A 17657-nucleotide genomic window follows, 5' to 3' on the forward strand; every position below is an offset into this window, starting at 1 on the left:
GGCACATGGCTGTCGTGAAGATCAACGCTCTGACCGTTCCCGCCGAGATGCGCGAGGACCTGGAGAAGAGGTTCGCCAACCGCGCCGGGATGGTCGACTCGGCCGACGGGTTCGAATGGTTCGAGCTGCTACGGCCGCTCGAAGGGACCGACCAGTACCTCGTGTACACGCGCTGGCGCAGCGAGGAGGACTTCGTGGCCTGGCAGCAGGGCCCCGCCTTCCAGCGCGGCCACGCCCAGGCAGCGGAAGCCGCCAAGTCCCAGGGCGCCCAGGGCCACGGCCACGGCCAGGGCGGCCCCGCGGCGACAGGCTCACAGGTCTGGTCATTCGAGGTAATCCAGAGCGCCGGCCCCAAGAGCTAGCCACACACCACCGCCCCACCGCCCACCCGACCGCCGCGATGGCGCAGCGCTCGGGTGGCCGGCCAGGGGCCCGGCTGGCGAGACAGCGGGCTCCGGCGCGATGACAGAACCACCGGCACAGCGGCCAAGGGCGGGTGGCTGCGGGATTTCACGAGGCCCGCAGCGACGTCAGGAGACGGCGGCAGGCGGCGGGGGTTGTGGGGGTTTCGCGGCGCGCGGAGGCGTTGTCAGGCGGCGGGGGGTTCTGCGGGTTTTCCCAGGGCGCCGAGACGGCGGGGTGTGTCGCGGTGGTGGGCGGCGCCGGGGGACGGCGGCCGGGGTGGGGCGTGGGAACCGGTTCACGTGGGCCGTTGCGGCGGGGACCACGTCCGACGTGAGAAGCGACCCCCACGATCGGCCTGAGCCCGCGACGGCGGGTGGCGGTAGGGAGGCTTGCCGTAACAGAAAAAGAGACAGAAGAATTTAATGAGAGAGTAGTCCCGACCGGATTCGAACCGGCGCTACCGCCTTGAGAGGGCGGCGTCCTGGGCCACTAGACGACGGGACCTTCATGACTTGTGGCAGTGGTAGTCCCGACCGGATTCGAACCGGCGCTACCGCCTTGAGAGGGCGGCGTCCTGGGCCACTAGACGACGGGACCCTGACCACAAGTGATTTCGCCGGGTCTCCCCGGCGACGCAGGTAACTCTACCGCACCCCGAGGAGCACTCCAAACCGCTTAAGAGCCCATGAGATCGGGCCGGTACCGCCGGATCCAGGCCCCCATCGGCCCCCGCTCCCACAACGGATCAAGCTCTCCCAGCGGGATGGCGACCTCGGGCCGCCCGGTCGCCGGATCGACGGGAACGGCGGCCAGTCGCGCGCGCATCCACCCCGGCAGCCGCTCAGGTGTACGGCGGGTGCCCCAGCCGATGAGACCGGTCGCCCGCAACGGCTGCGCGCGCACCCGCAGTCCCCCCACCCGCCCGATCCGGCGCGGATCGGCACTCTGTGTCTCCACCACGCCCACCCGGGTGATGTCGGCCCACAGCAGGCGTACGAAGAAGCCACGCGCGTCGGTCAGCTCCACGCCCGCGTCGGAGAACCGCACGACGGTCCCCGAGACCAGCCTGCGGTGCTTCACCACGAGGACCCCCACCAGCGCCCCCGCGGCGAGCAGCCCCAGCAGCACGCCGCCGACGGTGGACCCGGTGAGGATGGCGCCCAGCAGCAGGCAGACGAGGAAGAAGAGCAGCAGCGGTCCGGCGAAGGCCAGCGCGAGGCGGGGGAAGGAACCCGGGCGAATACGAAACTCTTCCATAAGCAGAAAACGGATGCCCCGGTGAGAGGACATCCGTCAAAGCTGGGGTACCAGGACTCGAACCTAGACTAACTGAACCAGAATCAGTCGTGCTGCCAATTACACCATACCCCACCGAAACGAACCCCTTCGGAGCTCGCCTTGGCGACGTCCGAAAGAATAGCCCAGCTTGGCGGTCACCACCAAAACGATTGCCGAACCGGGCGTCGGCGGCACCCGGCAGCCCCCGTGACATGCCAAGCTGAAGGAGGACAAAACCACCGCACGAGGAGCTCGAACGTTGGCAGAGAACCCGTTCTTTTCACCCAGCAGCCTGCCCTATCAGCTGCCTGACTTCGGGGCTATCCGGGAGGAGCACTACCTCCCCGCGTTCGAGCGCGGCATGAGCGAGCACCTGGCCGAGGTCGCGGCGATCGCGAACAGCGAACAGGCGCCCACGTTCGACAACACGATCGCGGCGCTGGAGCGCTCTGGCCGTGTGCTCGGCCGCACGGGCATGGTCTTCTTCAGCATCGTCTCCTCCGACTCCACCGACGGCATCATGGCCATCGAGAAGGAGATCTCGCCGAAGCTGACCAAGCACAGCGACGAGATCCGGCTCGACCGCGCGCTGTGGGCGCGCATCAAGCAGGTCAACACCTCCGACCCGGAGGAGTCGTGGCTGCTGGAGAAGTACCGCGAGGACTTCATCAGGGCCGGCGCCGACCTGTCAGAGGGCGACCAGGAGCGGCTCAAGCGGCTCAACGAGGAGCTCTCCACCCTGTCCACCGACTTCTCGCAGAACCTGCTCAAGGCGGCCAAGGAGTCCGCGCTGGTCGTCGAGGACGCCGCCGAGCTCGACGGCTTCGACGAGGTGCGGCTGAAGGCGCTGGAGAAGGACGGCAAGTACGTCCTGCCGCTGCTCAACTTCACCAACCAGCCCGGCCTGGCGCAGCTGACGAACCGGGAGACCCGCCGCAAGCTGTACACGCTGTCGGTGGAGCGGGCGCCGGCGAACCTGGAGCTGGCCGTCCGGATGGCCACCCTGCGCGCCGAGCGCGCGAAGCTGCTCGGCTTCCCGAGCCACGCCTCCTACAGCGTCGCCGACCAGACGGCCAAGACGGCCGAGGCGGTCGAGGAGATGCTCGGCCAGCTCGTCGGCCCCGCCGTACGCAACGCGAAGAAGGAAGCGGAGGCGCTGGCCGAGCAGGCCGGGTTCGCGATCGAGCCGTGGGACTGGTCGTTCTACACCGAGAAGGTGCGCGAGGCGAGGTACGACTTCGACGCCGACGCGATGCGCCCCTACTTCGAGCTCGACCGGGTCTTCCGCGACGGCATCTTCCACGCGGCCGGCCGCCTGTACGGGCTGCGCTTCACCGAGCGGACCGACCTGAAGGGCTACCACGAGGACGTCTCGGTCTGGGAGGTCGCCAACGAGGACGGCTCGCAGCTCGGCCTGTTCCTGCTCGACCCGTACGCCCGCCCGACCAAGCGCGGCGGCGCGTGGATGAACAACCTGGTCGACCAGTCCTACTTGTTCGGCGAGTTGCCCGTCGTCATGAACAACCTGAACGTCACCAAGCCGGCCGACGGGCCGACGCTGCTGACGTTCGACGAGGTCAACACGGCCTTCCACGAGTTCGGGCACGCGCTGCACGGCCTGTTCTCCGCGGTGCGCTACCCGAGGGTGTCGGGCACCAATGTGCCGCGCGACTTCGTGGAGTACCCGTCGCAGGTCAACGAGATGTGGGCGACCTGGCCGGAGATCCTCGCCAACTACGCCAAGCACCACGAGACGGGCGAGCCGATGCCCGCCGAGCTCGTGGAGAAGATGCAGGCGACGGAGAAGTTCAACCAGGGCTTCCAGACCGTGGAGTACCTGGCCGCGACGCTGCTCGACTGGGCCTGGCACAAGCTGGCCGCGGGCGAGACGGTCGAGGACGCGCGGGCGTTCGAGGCCGCGGCCCTGGAGTCGGCCGGGATCGCCTTCCCGCTGGTGCTCCCGCGCTACCGCACCAACTACTTCGCGCACATCTTCTCCGGCGGCTACAGCGCCGGCTACTACTCCTACATCTGGAGCGAGGTGCTCGACGCCGAGAGCGTGGAGTGGTTCAAGGAGAACGGCGGCCTGAAGCGCGAGAACGGCGACCACTTCCGCCGTGAGCTGCTGTCGAAGGGCGGCAGCCTCGACGCGCTGACCGCCTTCCGCAACTTCCGCGGCCGCGAGCCCAGCATCCGCCCGCTGCTTGAACGTCGCGGATTGGTGTAGAAAGTCCCTTCTGAGGGGGTACGGCGGGGCCTGCCGTACCTCCTCACCTCTTTTCCGCCCCCAGTTCGTTCCTGAGCCACTCCCGCTCGGCGGCGCCGGTGGCCCGCGCGACCAGCAGCATCCCCCGCCGGTAGGGGTCGGTTTCGTCCTCGGCGCGCACCGGCCGCTCGCCGTCGTAGAAGAAGCTGGCCGGGGTCTCCAGGAAGTCGAGCCTGCGCCGTAGCACCCGCGCCCGTTCGGCCGCGTCCGGCAGCGCCGACAGGAACGTCAGCAGCGCGAAGAACCGCGTCTGGTCGCTGATCTCGATGTCGGTGGGCTCGCGCAGGCGGCGCAGCAGTTCCTGCCTGCCCTTGTCCGTCAGCGTCAGCACGAGCCGCCGCGCCGCCGCCGTGCCCTGTTCCTCGTGCCGCTCGACCAGGCCCTTGGCCTCCAGCCGGGCGATGGCCGGGTAGAGCGCACCGTCGCTGACCGGGCGCAGGTGGCCGCTGAGCGCGTTGAGCCTGGCCCTGAGCTCGTAGCCGTGCATCGGCCGCTCGTCGAGGAACCCCAGGATCGTCAGGGTCAGGTCACCGCCACTTGCCATGGGCGCATCGTATCGCTATACCTCTAAGCGAGATATAGCGAATCGAGGTACGCATGATCCGGCTGGCGTTCCCCATCTACGTGGAGTTGCTCACCGCGGTCGTCGCGGTCAGCGTGATCGACCTGCTCTGGGTCTCCGGCCTGGGAGAGGGCGCGGTAGCGGCGGTCACCGTGGCCACGACCACCGAGTACCTGGCGCTCGGGCTGTTCCTGGCCGTCCAGACCGGCCTCACCGTGCTCGTCGGCCGCCGCGACGGCCGCGCGCCGCTCGCGCCCCTGGTCAGGACCGGCTGGCTGCTCTGGGCCGCGGTCAGCCTGGTCGTGGCCGTCCCCGGCGTCCTGCTGCGCGAACCCCTGGCCGCCCTCCTCGCCGCCGACGCCCCCACCGCCGCGCTGACCGCCGGCTACTACCTGATCTCCCTGGCCGGCCTGCCCGTCTTCTTCGCCCAATGCCTGGTGGACGGCGTGCTCAAGGGCAAGGGCAACACGCGGACCCCGATGCGCAACGCGCTGATCTGCAACGCCCTGGTCATCGTCCTCGACCCGCTGTTCATCTACGGACTCGGCATGGGCGTCCAGGGCGCCGCACTGGCCACCGTCCTGGCCCGCCTGGCCACCCTCGGCCTCGCCCTGATCTCCCTGGTACGGCAGGCTCCGGCCGACGCCCCGGGCCGCGCTCCCGCGTGGGAGATCGTGCGCACCGGGCTGCCCATGTCGGGCGACTTCCTGGCCCGCGCCCTGGTCGGCATGGTCCTGGTGGACGTGGTCGCCGGGTTCGGAGTGGCCGCGCAGGCCGGTTACGGCATCGGCTCGAAGATCATGCTGGCCGGCGTCATGGTCTTCTACGCGCTGCGCCAGGCCACGATGATCAGGACGGCCCGCTCCGAGCCGGCCGGACGGCCGCTGCTGCTCGGCCTGGGTGCCGGTGTGGCCGTGGCGGCGGTGCTCAATCTGGTGGCCGCGCCGGTCGCCGGATGGTTCACCGCCGATCCCGGCCCGGCGGTGGAGTTTCTACGTTGGATGACGCTCTACCTGGTGCCGTTCGGCGGGCTGATCGCCGCCGGCGGGGTTCTGCAGGCGAGCGGGAGGGGCGGCCGCCTGCTGGCCGCCACGCTGGCGGGCTTCGCGGTGCAGCTGCCCCTCGCCTACACGCTGAGCTCGTTGCTCGGCGTCACGGGGGTGTGGGTGTCGATGGCCGCCGGGGCTCTGGTGAGCCTCGGCGGCGCCGTACTCACGCCTGGAGCTTGGCCAGGGCGGCGCGCAGGCGGTCCTGGGAGCGCTCGCGGCCGAGAACCTCGATCGACTCGAACAGCGGCAGGCCCACGGTCCGGCCCGTGACGGCCACGCGGACCGGCGCCTGCGCCTTGCCGAGCTTCAGCCCGTGCAGCGCGCCGACCTCCTCCAGCGCGACCTTGAGCGACTCGGGGTCCCAGCTGACGTCCGCCAGGCGCTCCAGGTAGCCGGTGAGGATCTCCACGGGGGAGTTCTTCATCGCCTTGTCCCAGGAGGCCTCGTCGAAGGCGGGCTCGGGCAGGAAGAGGAAGTCGACGTTCTGCCGGATCTCCGACAGCACGGCGATGCGCGTCTGGGCCAGCGGGGCGACCTTGCTGAACGTCTCGCGGTCCCAGCTCGGGTCGAGGTAGGCGGCGCAGCGCTCCTCGAAGGTCTCCAGCGGCAGCGCGCGGATGTACTCGCCGTTGAAGGCCCGCAGCTTCTTCTCGTCGAAGAAGGCGCTGGCGGAGTTGACGTTGTCCAGCTTGAACAGCGGCATCATCTCCGACCACGGCATGATCTCGCGGTCGTCGCCCGGACCCCAGCCCAGCAGCATGAGGTAGTTGACCATCGCCTCGGCCAGGTAGCCCTCGTCGCGGTAGGACTCCAGGGCCACCTTGTCGCGGCGCTTGGACAGCTTCTTGCGCTGCTCGTTGACGATCACCGGCAGGTGCGCCCAGACCGGCGGCCGCTTGCCCAGCGCGGGCCAGAGCATGACCTGCTTGGCCGCGTTGCCCAGGTGCTCCTCGCCGCGGATGACGTGGGAGATGTCCTGGGTGATGTCGTCGACCGCGTTGGCCAGCACGTAGAGCGGCGAGCCGTCGGTGCGGGCGATGACGAAGTCCTCCTGCGCGTCGTTGGGGAACTCCACGCGCCCGCGGATGACGTCGTCCACCACCGTGACGCCCTCGTCGGGGGTGCGAAAGCGCGTCGCGCCCGCGGTCAGGCCGCGCTCGCGGCAGTGCCCGTCGTAGCCCTTGTGCTCGGAGCCGGTGCGGGCCACCAGGTCCTCGCGGGTGCAGTCGCAGTGGTACGCGCGGCCGTCGGCGAGCAGCTTGGCCACGGCCTCGCGGTGCTGCGGCTCGAAGGCCGACTGGAAGTAGGGGCCCTCGAAGGCCGGGTTGGTGCCGTTGACGCCGATCCAGTCGAGCGCGGAGATGATGCCCTCGGTCCACTCCGGCCTGTTGCGCGAGGCGTCGGTGTCCTCGATGCGCAGCACGAACTGGCCGCCCGACTGCTCGGCCAGCGCCCAGTTGAACAGCGCGGTGCGGGCGCCGCCCACGTGGAACATGCCGGTCGGTGAGGGCGCGAAGCGCACCCGCAGGTCAGTCACGGGAAACCACCTTGTTCGTGAGTGTGCCGATGCCCTCGATGCCGACGCTGACCTCGTCGCCGACCTCCAGCGGGCCCACGCCCGCGGGGGTGCCGGTCAGGATCACGTCGCCGGGGATCAGCGTCATGACGGCGCTGACGTAGGCCACCAGCGCGGGGATGTCGTTGATGAGCTGGTTCGTGCGGCCGCTCTGGCGCACCTCGCCGTTGACCGTCGTGGTCAGCGCGAGGTCGCTCGGGTCGAGGTCGGTCTGGATCCACGGCCCCAGCGGGCAGAAGGTGTCGAAGCCCTTGGCCCGGGTGAACTGCACGTCCTTCTTCTGCAGGTCGCGGGCGGTGACGTCGTTGGCGCAGGTGTAGCCGAAGATGACGTCCTTGACCCGCTCGACCGGGACCTCGCGGCACAGGCGGCCGATGACCACGGCCAGCTCACCCTCGTAGTCGACACGGTCGGACAGCGACGTCGGGTAGGCGATGGGCTCGCCGTGGCCGATGACCGAGGTCGACGGCTTGAGGAAGATGAGCGGTTCTTCCGGGACCTCGTTGCCCAGCTCGGCGGCGTGTTCGGCGTAGTTGCGGCCGATGGCGATCACCTTGCTCGGCAGCATCGGGGACAGCAGCTTCACCTGGGCCAGCGGGAAACGCTCGCCGGTGAACTGCACCTGGTTGAAGGGGTGCCCGGCGACCGCGGAGACGACCTCCTCGCCAGGGCCGCCCTCGACCACGCCGAACGAGACGCCTTCGCCTGTGGAGAACCTCGCTATACGCACCAGACAAGGCTATCGCCGACGTGCCGGGGCTCGGCCCACGTTGGTCCGTGGCTCATCCAGTGCAAGTCAGGACTTGTCAATAAATCCAGCTCATGACGCATTTTTCCCGGTATGTCGGAAATTTAGGCTGCATAGCAGTCACTACATGCTGTGATACTTCAATTCTCGGGGGTGACGATCGTGTCGGAAGCCACGGTCAAGGAGACGCCGGCCGTACCGCGGGCACGGACCCAGAACGGCTCCGCCAGCGGCGCGCTCGACAGTGACAATGGCACCACGACCATCGACGACGCGGTCGTGGCCAAGATAGCCGGGCTCGCCGCCCGCGAGGTCAACGGCGTGTTCGACATGGGCGCGGGCGCCGCGCGCGCCATGGGGACGGTGCGGGGCATCGTCGGCGCGGACAAGAGCGTCACACAGGGGGTCTCCGTCGAGGTCGGCGAACGCCAGGCCGCCGTCGACCTGGACCTCGTCGTCGAGTACGGCACCGCCATCCCCGACCTGGCCGGGGCGGTGCGCAAGAACGTCGTCTCGGCGGTCGAGCGCATGTGCGGCCTGGAGGTCACCGAGGTCAACATCAAGGTCGACGACGTGCACGTGCCGGGCCAGAGGTCCGAGGAGACGCCCAAGAAGGAGCCCCGGGTCCAATGACCGACGCGCGGGCGATCGCCGAGAAGGCGCGCGGCGTCCCGGGGGTGGCCGGCCTGTCCGGCGGCCCGTTCGGGACCGTGTCCACCTATCTGCCGGGTGAACGCCTGGTCGGGGTGGCCGTGCGTGACAGCGGCGTCGAGATCTCGATCGTCGCCCGCAACGGGCATCCGCTGCCCCAGCTCGCCGCGAAGGTCCGCCGCGAGGTGGCGGGCCTGGCAGGCGGGCGCCCGGTCAACATCCGCATCGACGACCTGGAGGAGACCTCATGACGAACCACCCGCTGTCCATCATCGGCATGGCCGTGGGCATGGTGCTCGGCCTCGCCGGGGCCTTCGGCGGCATCGGCGCGTTCCTGCTGGTGCTGCTGCTCGGCGCGCTCGGCTTTCTCATCGGCCGCCTCGCCGAGGGCGGCGAGGTGAACGTCGCCCATCTCACCGTGAGACGCAAATGACCGCCACCGAGGCCACCGCGGTCGAGGCGGAGACGCCGGCCGACGTGCTGCTGCCGGCCCAGCGGGTGCCGGCGGAGTCGCGCGGGCGCACCACGATCACCGACCGGGCGGCCACCCGCATCACCTGCGAGCTGGCCGGGACGCTGCCCGGGATACGCGCGGTCGCCGAGCACGACGGGCTGCCGTGGACGCGCACCACGGCCGCCCGGGTGGACGGCGACCAGGTCAGGGTCAGGCTTTTCGTCACCGTCGGCTACCCGGCGCCGCTGCGCTCGACCGCCCGCCGCGTGCGCGAGGAACTGACCGGCGAGCTGGCCCAGATGACCGGGCTGCGCGCGAGCGAGATCGACGTCATCGTCACGCACCTGACGACGGAGGACGAGGGGGCGGCCCCGTGAGCGCCGCGCCGGGGGACCGGGAGGCGCTCAAGGAGTTCCGGCCCCAGCGCACGGTTCCGGCGGTGATCGTGGCGGCGCTGCTGGTCGCGCTGGGCGCGGTCGTGGCCGCCGAGGTGATCTCCTGGCTCTTCGGGCGCCCGCTCGGCTGGCTGCCGGCCCGGAACCTGCTGGAGTGGGGCTCCGCCACGCTCTGGCAGAGCCCGGCCGTGCTGATCGGCGGCATCGTGGTGACGCTGATCGGGCTGGCGCTGCTGGTGCTGGCGTTCGTGCCCGGCCGGCCGAGGATGGTCCCGCTGCACACCAGCGACCCGCAGCTCGTCATCGGGGTCCGGCGGCAGAGCTTCTCCGACACGCTGGCCCACGCCGCGGGGGAGGTGCCCGGTGTGCGCTCGGCCGTCGCGGCGCTGCGCGGGCGTACCGTCGCGGTCACGGCGACCACCAGCGGCTGGAACGACGCCGCCACCGGCGAGCAGGTCCGCGAGGCCGTGCTGGCGAGGATCGAGGGGCTCGCGCCGGTCCAGCGCTACAAGGTGTCCGTCCGGCTCAAGGAGCGATCGTGAACCGCACCACCCGCCGCGGCAACCGTCTCGGCCTGGCCCTGGTCGGGCTGCTGCTGGCCGTACTCGGGGGCGCGGCGGTGGCCAGGAGTCTCGCGCTGATGCCGCAGAACTGGGCGCCGGCCGCGGAGCCGCTGGTGAACGGGCCGGTCAGGGAGTTCTTCGCCTTCTCCTGGGCCTGGTGGCTGCTGGCGCTCGGCGGGATCGTGCTGGTCGTGCTGGGGTTGCGGTGGCTGGCCGTACAGGCGAGGCGGTCGAGGTTGTCGTCGCTGCGCCTCGACAGCGGACCCGACGGCGTCACGGAGATCTCCGCGAGCGGCGTGACCGAGGCCGTCGCGGCAGAGGCCGCGGAGAGCCCCGCCGTGCTCAGCGCCAGCGCCGACCTGGCGGGCTCACCCCGCCGTCCAGAGGTACGGCTGCGCCTGGTCGCCGACGAGCGCGCCCCGATCGACGAGATCAAGGAGCACCTGGCCGGCGTGGCGATCCCGCACATGCGCCAGGCCCTGGAGACGGACCAACTGCCCGCGGTCGCCCGCGTGAGCCTGAAACCGCCCTCCGCCCGCTGAGTCTTCGGGGGCGGAGGGCGGCCGGGGTCAGGCGGTGGAGCGGGCCTTGAACAGGGCGCGCTTGGCCGCCTTGGCGACCTGCTTGTCCGGGTGGACCTGGGAGATCAGGTCGAGAAGCTCCTCCACGTGCGCGTGGGGGATCTTCCAGATGACCTCCAGGAGGTTGTTCAGGAGCTCGGGCCCGATGTCACGCAGGCTGCTCACGAACTCGGCGCGGCCCAGACCCGCGGAGATGGTCCACATGTCCAGGATGAGCCAGTGGGTGTCGTCCTGGGTGGGCTCGGGGGCGTCCGGGACCTCCATCTGGCTGAGATGGGTGGCGGCGTAGGGGCGCAGCGCCGGGTGGTTCAGCGCCTCCTGCCAGGCGGGGACGGCGGCCTCGCCCAGCGTGCCGACCACGCTGGCGGCCTGTACGCGGACCAGGGCGTCGTTGTCGTCCTGCGCCGCGGCCTCCAGGAGTTCCTCGGCGGCCCGGCCCGGCTCGCGCAGCTCCATCCACGCGGCGAACTCGGCGTCGGCCTCCTCCTCCGGCAGCTCGGCGCTCAGCGTGAGCAGGTCGAGGGCGCTCATGGACTCGATGGCGGGCCGTGCGTCCACCTCGATGTCGGCGTCGTCGGCCAGGTGCACGACGCCTTCCACGCCGAGCGGGGTCAGCGTGACCTCGGCGGAGACGGTCACCATGCCGTAGCCGACCAGCCAGTCGAGCACGGGGGCGAGCGGGTCGCCGCCGTAGTGGCCGGCGGCCGCCGCCCAGGCCTCGGAGCCGAGCTCGTCGATCTCGGCGGCGGCCTCCTGCAGCTCGCGCCTGAGGCCGTCGAGCTCGCGGGCGCCGCCGGCCAGCAGCAGCCGGATCAGCAGCCCGCGGGTGAGGCCGGCCAGGGCCATGGTGAGATCGTCGTCGTCGAGCTCGGGGTCGCCGTAGTCGACCGAGTGCAGGCCCAGCATCCACGCGTCGAGTACGTCCTCGTCGTCGTCGAAGGGCCAGCTGGCGGTGTCGTCGTCGACGCTGACGGTGTCGTCGCCGGCGGGCTCGATGAACTCCAGGTCGACCGCGAGGTTCCAGATGTTCCACAGCTGCGGGACGTCCTCGCCGGCCTGCGGCTTCGGCAGCCCGACCACGTCGAGTGCCTCGATCACCTCGTCGTCGGACAGCAGCGCCTCGTCGCCGACCCGGCGCCCGGTGCCGACCCAGACCGACAGGTCACGGGCCTTGGCGATCAGCGGTACGGCCCGCACCGCCCCGGCCAGCTCGGAGTCGGGGCTGAGCCGGATCGTGTCGAGCTCGGCGAGGCGGTCGGCGAACGGCTCGAAGTCCCCGAGATCGCCGCCTTCCTCCTCGTCGTCCTCGTCAGCGTCGTCGTCGCCCTCTTCGTCGCCGATGAGGTCCTCCATCAGATCGATGAAATCCTCCTCGACGTCGGCAAGCTCGCCGAGGAGGTCGGCCAGCGCGTCCGAGCGCTCGCTCAGGCGGCCGGACTTCGACAGGAACGTGAGGTAGGCGTCGAGCGCCGGGACCATGCCGTCGGCGGCGGCATCGGGGTCGTCCACCACCTTGGGCATCTGTTCGAGCATGACCCCCCGCACGTTGGCACGCGTCCAGGTGCCGACGTTGGAGGAGAAGGTGATGCGGTGCCAAAGAGCGGCGGGTCCCACCAGTTCGGGGGAGCTGTCGGGGGCGTTGGTGCGCGCCCAGACGATGAACTCTTCGAGCAGGGGTCGCAGCTCAGTGGCGGCTACCTCGATGCGATCTGTCACCCACTCAGGCTAGTGCGCCCGGGACGCGCTCGGCTCCCCAAATAGACGGTTTAGCTGATCATGGCACCTCAGGAGGAACGGCGCATCGACTCGGTGATCCGCTCGGCCGCCGCCATCACCGGCACGGCGTGCAGCCGGCCGGGCGCGCGGGTGAGGCGTTCGATGGGTCCGGAGACGGAGACGGCGGCGATCACCTTGCCGCCGCTGCCCCTGATGGGGGCCGAGACGCTGGCCACGCCCTGCTCGCGTTCGCCCACGCTGTGGGCCCATCCGCGCCGGCGCACGCTGGCCAGGGTGGCGGCGGTGAACTTGGCCCCACGCAGCCCCCGGTGCAGCCGGTCGGGCTCCTCCCAGGCAAGCAAAATCTGCGCGGCGGACCCGGCGGTCATCGGCAGCGCCGACCCGACGGGCACGGTGTCGCGCAGCCCGCTGGCGCGCTCGGCGGCGGCCACGCACACGCGCTCGTCACCCTGGCGCCGGTAAAGCTGGGCGCTCTCGCCGGTCAAATCACGCAACTGGGTCAGCACCGGCGCCGCGACGGCCAGCAGCCGGTCCTCGCCCGCCGCGGTGGACAACTCCGACAACCGCGGTCCGAGGACGAATCTGCCCTGCGTGTCGCGCGTCACGATGCGGTGGTGCTCCAGCGCCACGGCCAGGCGGTGCGCCGTCGGCCTGGCCAGACCGGTGGCCTGAACCAGCTGCGCGAGCGAGGCCGGTCCGGCCTCCAGGGCATTGAGCACGAGAACGGCCTTGTCCAGTACGCCGACTCCGCTAGAGTTGTCCATACACCGATACTGCCGTCTCGATATATGAGAAAGCAAGTCGGCGCGGAGTCTCAAGGAGGAGATCAATGGGCCGCACACTGGCGGAGAAGGTCTGGGAGCAACACGTCGTACGGCGCGCGGAAGGCGAACCCGACCTGCTCTTCATCGACCTTCACCTCATCCACGAGGTGACCAGCCCGCAGGCGTTCGACGGCCTCCGCATGGCCGGACGCGAGGTGCGCCGGCCCGATCTCACCATCGCCACCGAAGACCACAACGTGCCGACCGTGCTGGGCCCCATCAGCGACCCGGTCTCCAAGACGCAGGTCGAGACCCTGCGCAAGAACGCCGCCGAGTTCGGCGTCCGGCTGCACCCGATGGGCGACGCCGGGCAGGGCGTCGTGCACATCATCGGCCCCCAGTTCGGCCTGACCCAGCCGGGCATGACGATCGTGTGTGGCGATTCTCACACCTCCACCCACGGCGCGTTCGGCGGCATCGCCTTCGGCATCGGCACCTCCGAGGTCGAGCACGTGCTGGCCACCCAGACGCTGCCCGCCTACCGGCCCAAGACGATGGCGATCGAGGTCTCCGGCGAGCTGCCCGTGGGCGTCACGGCCAAGGACCTGATCCTGGCCATCATCGCCAAGATCGGCACCGGCGGCGGCCAGGGCTACATCGTGGAGTACCGGGGCGAGGCCGTCCGCAAGCTCTCGATGGAGGGCCGGATGACCGTCTGCAACATGTCGATCGAGGCCGGCGCCCGCGCGGGCATGATCGCTCCGGACGAGACCACGTTCGCCTACCTCAAGGGCCGTAAACACGCGCCCACCGGTGCCGGCTGGGACACCGCGGTCGAGTACTGGAAGACGCTGAGGACCGACGACGACGCCGAGTTCGACAAGGTCGTGGAGATCGACGCCTCGGCGCTCACACCGTTCGTCACCTGGGGCACCAATCCCGGGCAGGGGCTGCCGCTGGGCGCGGCCGTACCGGATCCGGCGGAGATGGCGGACGCGACCGAGCGGGCGGCGGCCGAGCGGGCGCTGGAGTACATGGGCCTGACCGCGGGCACGCCGCTGAGCGAGATCGAGGTCGACACCGTCTTCGTCGGCTCGTGCACCAATGGCCGCATCGAGGACCTGCGCGCCGCCGCCGAGATCCTGCGCGGACGGCAGGTGAAGACGCGCACGCTGATCGTGCCCGGTTCGATGCTGGTCAAGCTGGAGGCGGAGAAGGAGGGCCTGGACAAGGTCTTCGAGGCCGCCGGGGCCGAGTGGCGGCAGGCCGGCTGCTCGATGTGCCTGGGCATGAACCCCGACACACTCCAGCCGGGCGAGCGCAGCGCCTCGACCTCCAACCGCAACTTCGAGGGCCGTCAGGGCAAGGGCGGTCGCACCCATCTGGTGTCACCGCAGGTCGCCGCCGCCACCGCCGTAACCGGCCGCCTGACCGCGCCCGCCGACCTGGCCGTCACGGCCTGACCGCAGAGGACCACGCACATGGACGCCTTCACCACCCACACCGGTACGGCGGTGCCGCTGCGCCGCAGCAACGTCGACACCGACCAGATCATCCCGGCCGTCTGGCTCAAGCAGGTCAGCCGCACCGGCTTCGAGAAGGGCCTGTTCTCCGCCTGGCGCGAGGACCCCTCCTTCGTCCTGAACAACCCCGTCTACGACGGCGCCTCCATCCTGCTCGCCGGTCCCGACTTCGGCACGGGCTCCTCGCGCGAGCACGCCGTCTGGGCCATCCAGCAGTACGGCTTCCGCGTGGTGATCGCCGCCCGCTTCGGCGACATCTTCCGCAACAACTCCACCAAGATGGGCCTGCTCCCCGTCATCCTGGACGCCAAGGTCGTCGAGGAACTGCAGGCGGCCGTCGAGGCGGACCCGGCCACCCAGATCACCGTCGACCTGGTGGAACGCGAGGTGCGCCTCGGCCAGGACGCGTGGAGTTTCGAGATCGACGACTACACGCGCTGGCGGCTGCTGGAGGGCCTCGACGACATCGGGCTGACCCTGCGTCACGCCGATGACATCGCCACGTACGAGAATGGTCGGCAGCCATGGCTGCCGACGACCGTCTAGACGACGACCTGGAAGACGACGAACTGGCGCGGCGGTTGCGCGAGGCGCACCGCCGCGTCCGCATGCTCCCCGCCGACGAGAAAGAGCGTGTCGCCCGCAGATACCTGGCGATCTGCGACCTGGCCAAGCGCGATCCGGAGCGCGCCGCCAGCCGTCTGGAGGCCTTCATCGAAGGGCTCGACGACACGCCACGCGGTCAAGAAAACACGGCCGGTGATTGAGTTCCCCCGGAAAGCCCCTTAATTTCGAGCGCGTAAGGGGTTTCTACGTGAGGCGAGTGTGCTGGAACCCCGAGCCGTAACAGGGGGATAGATGAACAAGCGGGAACTCGTCGACGCCATCGCTGACCGGGTGGGCGACAAGAAGACGGCCACCGAGGCCGTGAACGCGATTATCGACGCCGTCCAGAAGGCTGTGGCGAGCGGAGACAAGGTCTCGATCACGGGCTTCGGCGCGTTCGAGATGGTTCACAAGCCTGCGCGCACGGCCAGGAACCCGTCGACCGGTGCGGAGATCAAGGTGGCCGAGAGCTGGGCGCCTAAGTTCCGTCCCGGCTCCGACTTCAAGGAGCTGGTGAACGCCGGCGGCAAGAAGGCGTCGAAGAAGAAGTAGTCACTTCTGCGTGATGGCCCGGATCCCGCTTCTGAGCGGGGTCCGGGCCCTCGCGTTTCAGGGCATCGGGAAGGTCGAGAGCGTGATGAACGTGACCTCGCCGTCGGCCACGGCCAGGTTCACGCGCTGGCCGGAGCGCAGCAGCAGGAGCGGTCCCGCGTCGAAGGCACGGGTCGGGAAGTCGAGGACCGTGCCGTCGTCGAGAAAGACCGTTCCCGAACGGGTGGCCGGGTCGTAGGTACGCACTGTCGCCTGCACGCGACCAGCGTAAATCGTTTGACCCGGGCGGGCGAGCCCCGGAGGATCGAGACCCATGCGCCTTCGGGGGAATGCCGACTTTTCGCGATTCGCGGTGGCGAACGCCGTGACCCAGGCCGGCACGCAGGTCACGTTCGTCGCCCTCCCGCTGGCCGCGGTGCTCACCCTGGACGCCGGGCCGTTCCAGCTCGGGCTGCTCACCGCCGCCGAGATGATCGCCTTCCTGCTGGTCGGGCTGCCCGCCGGGGTCTGGGTGGACCGGCTGCGCCGCCGTCCCATCCTGGTGTGGACCGACCTGATCCGCGGCTTCGCGCTGCTGAGCATCCCGGTCGCCGCGTGGCTCGGGGTGTTCTCGCTGGTCCAGCTCTACCTGGTCGCGCTGGTCATCGGCTTCTGCACGGTCTTCTTCGACGTCGCGCACATGAGCTTCCTGCCCGCCGTCGTCGGCAAGGACGGGCTCGAACGCGGCAACAGCGTCCTGGAGGCCACCAGCAGGATCTCCATGCTGGCGGGACCCGGCCTCGGCGGCCTGCTCGTGCAGTGGCTCACCGCGCCGTTCGCCCTGCTGGCCGACGCCGTCAGCTATCTCGCCTCAGGGGTACTGCTGTCGCGCGTACGCGTCCGGGAGACACCAGCGCCCAAGCAGGCGGGACGGCGGCTGCGTCGGGAGGTCGCCGAAGGCGTCAGGTACGTCGTCGCCGAGCCCGTCCTCCGTGTCATCGCCCTGCTCGGCGCGCTGGTACAGCTCGGCAACGGCATCTGGTTCGTCGGCCAGCCGCTCTACCTGATCAAGGAACTGGGCGTCGGCGCCGGGCTCTACGGCCTGATGCTGTCCGTCGGCGCCGTCGGCGGGCTGGCCGGAGCGGCCTTCTCCACCCGGATCATCGCGCGCTTCGGCGTCGGACGCACCATCACCGGGACGGCGGCCGTGGTCATGGTGCTCAACCTGCCCCTGACGCTGGTCGCCGACGGGTGGCGGCTGGCGTTGTTCCCGGCGTTCACCCTGCTGGCCGGGGCGATCGGCGTGGTCTTCAACATCACCCAGGTCAGCTACCGCCAGCGCACCACACCCGAGCACCTGCTCGGCCGGGTCAACGCCAGCATGCGCTTCCTCATGTGGAGCGCGGTGCCGATCGGCGGACTGCTCGGCGGGGCGCTGGGGGAGTGGGCCGGCGGGCGCGCGGTGTTCGTAACCGGCGTGCTGCTGGTCGCCGCCGCACACCTGCCCGTGGTCCTGTCCCGCCCGATCCGCCACCTCAACCTGACCCCAACCCCCTAACCTTCACCCCCCGCCTCGCGCCTCGCGCCCGCGCCTCGCGCCCCGCGCTTCTCACCCCGCGCTTCTCACCCCGCGCTTCGCGCCCCGCGCGTCTCGCCCCGCGCGTCTCGCGTCGCCCCGCGCGTCTCGCGTCGCGTCTCGCGTCTCGCGTCGCGTCTCGCGTCTCGCCTTGCGCGTTCCCCCTCGCGCCCCGCTTCGCGTCTCGCGTCTCGCGTTTCGGCCCCCTGACCCCTCACCTCTCGCCGGGGCTAGGCGCCCAAGGCTGGTCTGCTGTCTTGGCTGGTTTCGGGGGTTTGGACCACTTGGCCGGTCATGGTGGGCCGTTGCGGTGGGGACCACGTCCGACGTGAGAAGCGACCCCCACGATCGGCGCCGGCGCACGACGGCGGGTGGGGGTGGGGCGGCTCGCC

Annotated in this window: 21 protein-coding genes and 3 tRNA genes; 14 read left to right on the top strand and 10 right to left on the bottom strand. The window is 70.4% G+C overall.

Features of this window, described 5'->3' with window-relative positions; genetic code table 11:
* Positions 1-5 precede the first annotated feature (5 nt).
* A complete protein-coding gene (locus ACFWYW_RS33680; protein ID WP_379612505.1) occupies positions 6-362 on the top strand; it encodes an antibiotic biosynthesis monooxygenase family protein in 357 nt (118 codons plus the stop codon).
* Positions 363-836: 474 nt separating this feature from the next.
* Here the strand turns inward: ACFWYW_RS33680 and ACFWYW_RS33685 are convergent.
* From ACFWYW_RS33685 to ACFWYW_RS33700, 4 genes are all read right to left on the bottom strand, one after another.
* Positions 837-909, bottom strand: a tRNA-Glu gene (locus ACFWYW_RS33685).
* Between the two features lie 17 nt (positions 910-926).
* Positions 927-1002 (bottom strand) — tRNA-Glu (locus tag ACFWYW_RS33690).
* Between the two features lie 78 nt (positions 1003-1080).
* A complete protein-coding gene (locus tag ACFWYW_RS33695; RefSeq protein ID WP_379612504.1) occupies positions 1081-1662 on the bottom strand; it encodes a hypothetical protein in 582 nt (193 codons plus the stop codon).
* 42 nt (positions 1663-1704) lie between these two features.
* Positions 1705-1776: transfer RNA gene (locus tag ACFWYW_RS33700), tRNA-Gln, on the bottom strand.
* A 166-nt stretch (positions 1777-1942) separates the two neighbouring features.
* On the opposite strand from ACFWYW_RS33700, the gene ACFWYW_RS33705 reads away from it, so the two are divergent.
* A complete protein-coding gene (locus ACFWYW_RS33705; protein ID WP_379612503.1) occupies positions 1943-3910 on the top strand; it encodes a M3 family metallopeptidase in 1968 nt (655 codons plus the stop codon).
* A gap of 43 nt (positions 3911-3953) precedes the next feature.
* On the opposite strand, the gene ACFWYW_RS33710 is transcribed toward ACFWYW_RS33705, so the two are convergent.
* Positions 3954-4493: a PadR family transcriptional regulator gene (locus ACFWYW_RS33710; RefSeq protein ID WP_379612502.1), complete on the bottom strand. Its 540-nt coding sequence runs from the start codon at positions 4491-4493 to the stop codon at positions 3954-3956.
* 53 nt (positions 4494-4546) lie between these two features.
* On the opposite strand from ACFWYW_RS33710, the gene ACFWYW_RS33715 reads away from it, so the two are divergent.
* Entirely contained in the window at positions 4547-5830 is a 1284-nt protein-coding gene (locus tag ACFWYW_RS33715; protein ID WP_379612501.1) for an MATE family efflux transporter, read from the top strand.
* Here ACFWYW_RS33715 and gltX read toward each other — a convergent pair.
* Together gltX and ACFWYW_RS33725 are read right to left on the bottom strand one after the other, a co-directional pair.
* Positions 5724-7097 (bottom strand): glutamate--tRNA ligase, encoded by a 1374-nt coding sequence (gltX, locus tag ACFWYW_RS33720; protein WP_379612500.1) that lies wholly within the window; start codon positions 7095-7097, stop codon positions 5724-5726. The genes ACFWYW_RS33715 and gltX overlap by 107 nt on opposite strands.
* Positions 7090-7866 (bottom strand): fumarylacetoacetate hydrolase family protein, encoded by a 777-nt coding sequence (locus ACFWYW_RS33725; protein WP_379612499.1) that lies wholly within the window; start codon positions 7864-7866, stop codon positions 7090-7092. The genes gltX and ACFWYW_RS33725 overlap by 8 nt, the downstream gene beginning before the upstream one ends.
* A gap of 180 nt (positions 7867-8046) precedes the next feature.
* Between ACFWYW_RS33725 and ACFWYW_RS33730 the strand changes: the two genes are divergently transcribed.
* The 6 genes from ACFWYW_RS33730 to ACFWYW_RS33755 are packed head-to-tail and all read left to right on the top strand — an operon-like array spanning position 8047 to position 10489.
* Complete coding sequence (locus ACFWYW_RS33730) at positions 8047-8517, top strand: Asp23/Gls24 family envelope stress response protein (RefSeq protein WP_379612498.1); 471 nt, start codon at positions 8047-8049, stop codon at positions 8515-8517.
* Complete coding sequence (locus ACFWYW_RS33735) at positions 8514-8786, top strand: hypothetical protein (protein ID WP_379612497.1); 273 nt, start codon at positions 8514-8516, stop codon at positions 8784-8786. The genes ACFWYW_RS33730 and ACFWYW_RS33735 overlap by 4 nt, the downstream gene beginning before the upstream one ends.
* Entirely contained in the window at positions 8783-8968 is a 186-nt protein-coding gene (locus tag ACFWYW_RS33740) for a DUF2273 domain-containing protein (protein WP_379612496.1), read from the top strand. Before ACFWYW_RS33735 ends, ACFWYW_RS33740 begins: the two co-directional genes overlap by 4 nt.
* On the top strand, positions 8965-9366 hold the full coding sequence (locus ACFWYW_RS33745) for an Asp23/Gls24 family envelope stress response protein (protein WP_379612495.1): 402 nt from the start codon (positions 8965-8967) through the stop codon (positions 9364-9366). Before ACFWYW_RS33740 ends, ACFWYW_RS33745 begins: the two co-directional genes overlap by 4 nt.
* On the top strand, positions 9363-9926 hold the full coding sequence (locus tag ACFWYW_RS33750; RefSeq protein ID WP_379612494.1) for a DUF6286 domain-containing protein: 564 nt from the start codon (positions 9363-9365) through the stop codon (positions 9924-9926). Before ACFWYW_RS33745 ends, ACFWYW_RS33750 begins: the two co-directional genes overlap by 4 nt.
* A complete protein-coding gene (locus ACFWYW_RS33755; protein ID WP_379612493.1) occupies positions 9923-10489 on the top strand; it encodes a hypothetical protein in 567 nt (188 codons plus the stop codon). Before ACFWYW_RS33750 ends, ACFWYW_RS33755 begins: the two co-directional genes overlap by 4 nt.
* A 27-nt stretch (positions 10490-10516) precedes the next feature.
* On the opposite strand, the gene ACFWYW_RS33760 is transcribed toward ACFWYW_RS33755, so the two are convergent.
* The gene (locus ACFWYW_RS33760) at positions 10517-12244 is read right to left on the bottom strand and encodes a hypothetical protein (protein ID WP_379612492.1); all 1728 of its coding nucleotides are present in this window, start codon (positions 12242-12244) and stop codon (positions 10517-10519) included.
* A 68-nt stretch (positions 12245-12312) separates the two neighbouring features.
* The gene (locus tag ACFWYW_RS33765) at positions 12313-13029 is read right to left on the bottom strand and encodes an IclR family transcriptional regulator (protein WP_157250884.1); all 717 of its coding nucleotides are present in this window, start codon (positions 13027-13029) and stop codon (positions 12313-12315) included.
* A 65-nt stretch (positions 13030-13094) separates the two neighbouring features.
* Here ACFWYW_RS33765 and leuC point away from each other — a divergent pair, with 65 nt between their 5' ends.
* The 4 genes from leuC (at position 13095) to ACFWYW_RS33785 (ending at position 15710) form a co-directional block, all read left to right on the top strand.
* Complete coding sequence (gene leuC / locus ACFWYW_RS33770) at positions 13095-14492, top strand: 3-isopropylmalate dehydratase large subunit (protein WP_379612491.1); 1398 nt, start codon at positions 13095-13097, stop codon at positions 14490-14492.
* 18 nt (positions 14493-14510) lie between these two features.
* A complete protein-coding gene (gene leuD / locus ACFWYW_RS33775; RefSeq protein ID WP_379641157.1) occupies positions 14511-15098 on the top strand; it encodes a 3-isopropylmalate dehydratase small subunit in 588 nt (195 codons plus the stop codon).
* Positions 15077-15319, top strand: a complete 243-nt coding sequence (locus ACFWYW_RS33780; protein WP_379630326.1) for a hypothetical protein — start codon at positions 15077-15079, stop codon at positions 15317-15319. The genes leuD and ACFWYW_RS33780 overlap by 22 nt, the downstream gene beginning before the upstream one ends.
* Positions 15320-15410: 91 nt before the next feature.
* Positions 15411-15710, top strand: coding sequence for an HU family DNA-binding protein (locus tag ACFWYW_RS33785; RefSeq protein WP_157250888.1), 300 nt, complete (start codon positions 15411-15413; stop codon positions 15708-15710).
* Positions 15711-15767: 57 nt separating this feature from the next.
* Here ACFWYW_RS33785 and ACFWYW_RS33790 read toward each other — a convergent pair whose 3' ends face one another.
* The gene (locus ACFWYW_RS33790; protein ID WP_184960401.1) at positions 15768-15968 is read right to left on the bottom strand and encodes a hypothetical protein; all 201 of its coding nucleotides are present in this window, start codon (positions 15966-15968) and stop codon (positions 15768-15770) included.
* Between the two features lie 55 nt (positions 15969-16023).
* Here ACFWYW_RS33790 and ACFWYW_RS33795 point away from each other — a divergent pair, with 55 nt between their 5' ends.
* The gene (locus ACFWYW_RS33795) at positions 16024-17247 is read left to right on the top strand and encodes an MFS transporter (RefSeq protein ID WP_379612489.1); all 1224 of its coding nucleotides are present in this window, start codon (positions 16024-16026) and stop codon (positions 17245-17247) included.
* The last annotated feature ends 410 nt before the right edge of the window (positions 17248-17657 follow it).

It is taken from the genome of Nonomuraea sp. NPDC059023 (assembly GCF_042740095.1).
GTDB lineage: Bacteria > Actinomycetota > Actinomycetes > Streptosporangiales > Streptosporangiaceae > Nonomuraea.

Excerpts from the sequence above, each read along its gene's own strand:
- ACFWYW_RS33680 (WP_379612505.1), top strand. The coding sequence starts at position 6 with ATGGCTGTCGTGAAGATCAACGCTCTGACCGTTCCCGCCGAGATGCGC.
- ACFWYW_RS33695 (WP_379612504.1), bottom strand. The coding sequence starts at position 1,662 with ATGGAAGAGTTTCGTATTCGCCCGGGTTCCTTCCCCCGCCTCGCGCTG.
- ACFWYW_RS33710 (WP_379612502.1), bottom strand. The coding sequence starts at position 4,493 with ATGGCAAGTGGCGGTGACCTGACCCTGACGATCCTGGGGTTCCTCGAC.
- ACFWYW_RS33715 (WP_379612501.1), top strand. The coding sequence starts at position 4,547 with ATGATCCGGCTGGCGTTCCCCATCTACGTGGAGTTGCTCACCGCGGTC.
- ACFWYW_RS33735 (WP_379612497.1), top strand. The coding sequence starts at position 8,514 with ATGACCGACGCGCGGGCGATCGCCGAGAAGGCGCGCGGCGTCCCGGGG.
- ACFWYW_RS33740 (WP_379612496.1), top strand. The coding sequence starts at position 8,783 with ATGACGAACCACCCGCTGTCCATCATCGGCATGGCCGTGGGCATGGTG.
- ACFWYW_RS33745 (WP_379612495.1), top strand. The coding sequence starts at position 8,965 with ATGACCGCCACCGAGGCCACCGCGGTCGAGGCGGAGACGCCGGCCGAC.
- ACFWYW_RS33765 (WP_157250884.1), bottom strand. The coding sequence starts at position 13,029 with ATGGACAACTCTAGCGGAGTCGGCGTACTGGACAAGGCCGTTCTCGTG.
- leuC (WP_379612491.1), top strand. The coding sequence starts at position 13,095 with ATGGGCCGCACACTGGCGGAGAAGGTCTGGGAGCAACACGTCGTACGG.
- leuD (WP_379641157.1), top strand. The coding sequence starts at position 14,511 with ATGGACGCCTTCACCACCCACACCGGTACGGCGGTGCCGCTGCGCCGC.
- ACFWYW_RS33780 (WP_379630326.1), top strand. The coding sequence starts at position 15,077 with ATGGCTGCCGACGACCGTCTAGACGACGACCTGGAAGACGACGAACTG.
- ACFWYW_RS33785 (WP_157250888.1), top strand. The coding sequence starts at position 15,411 with ATGAACAAGCGGGAACTCGTCGACGCCATCGCTGACCGGGTGGGCGAC.
- ACFWYW_RS33795 (WP_379612489.1), top strand. The coding sequence starts at position 16,024 with ATGCGCCTTCGGGGGAATGCCGACTTTTCGCGATTCGCGGTGGCGAAC.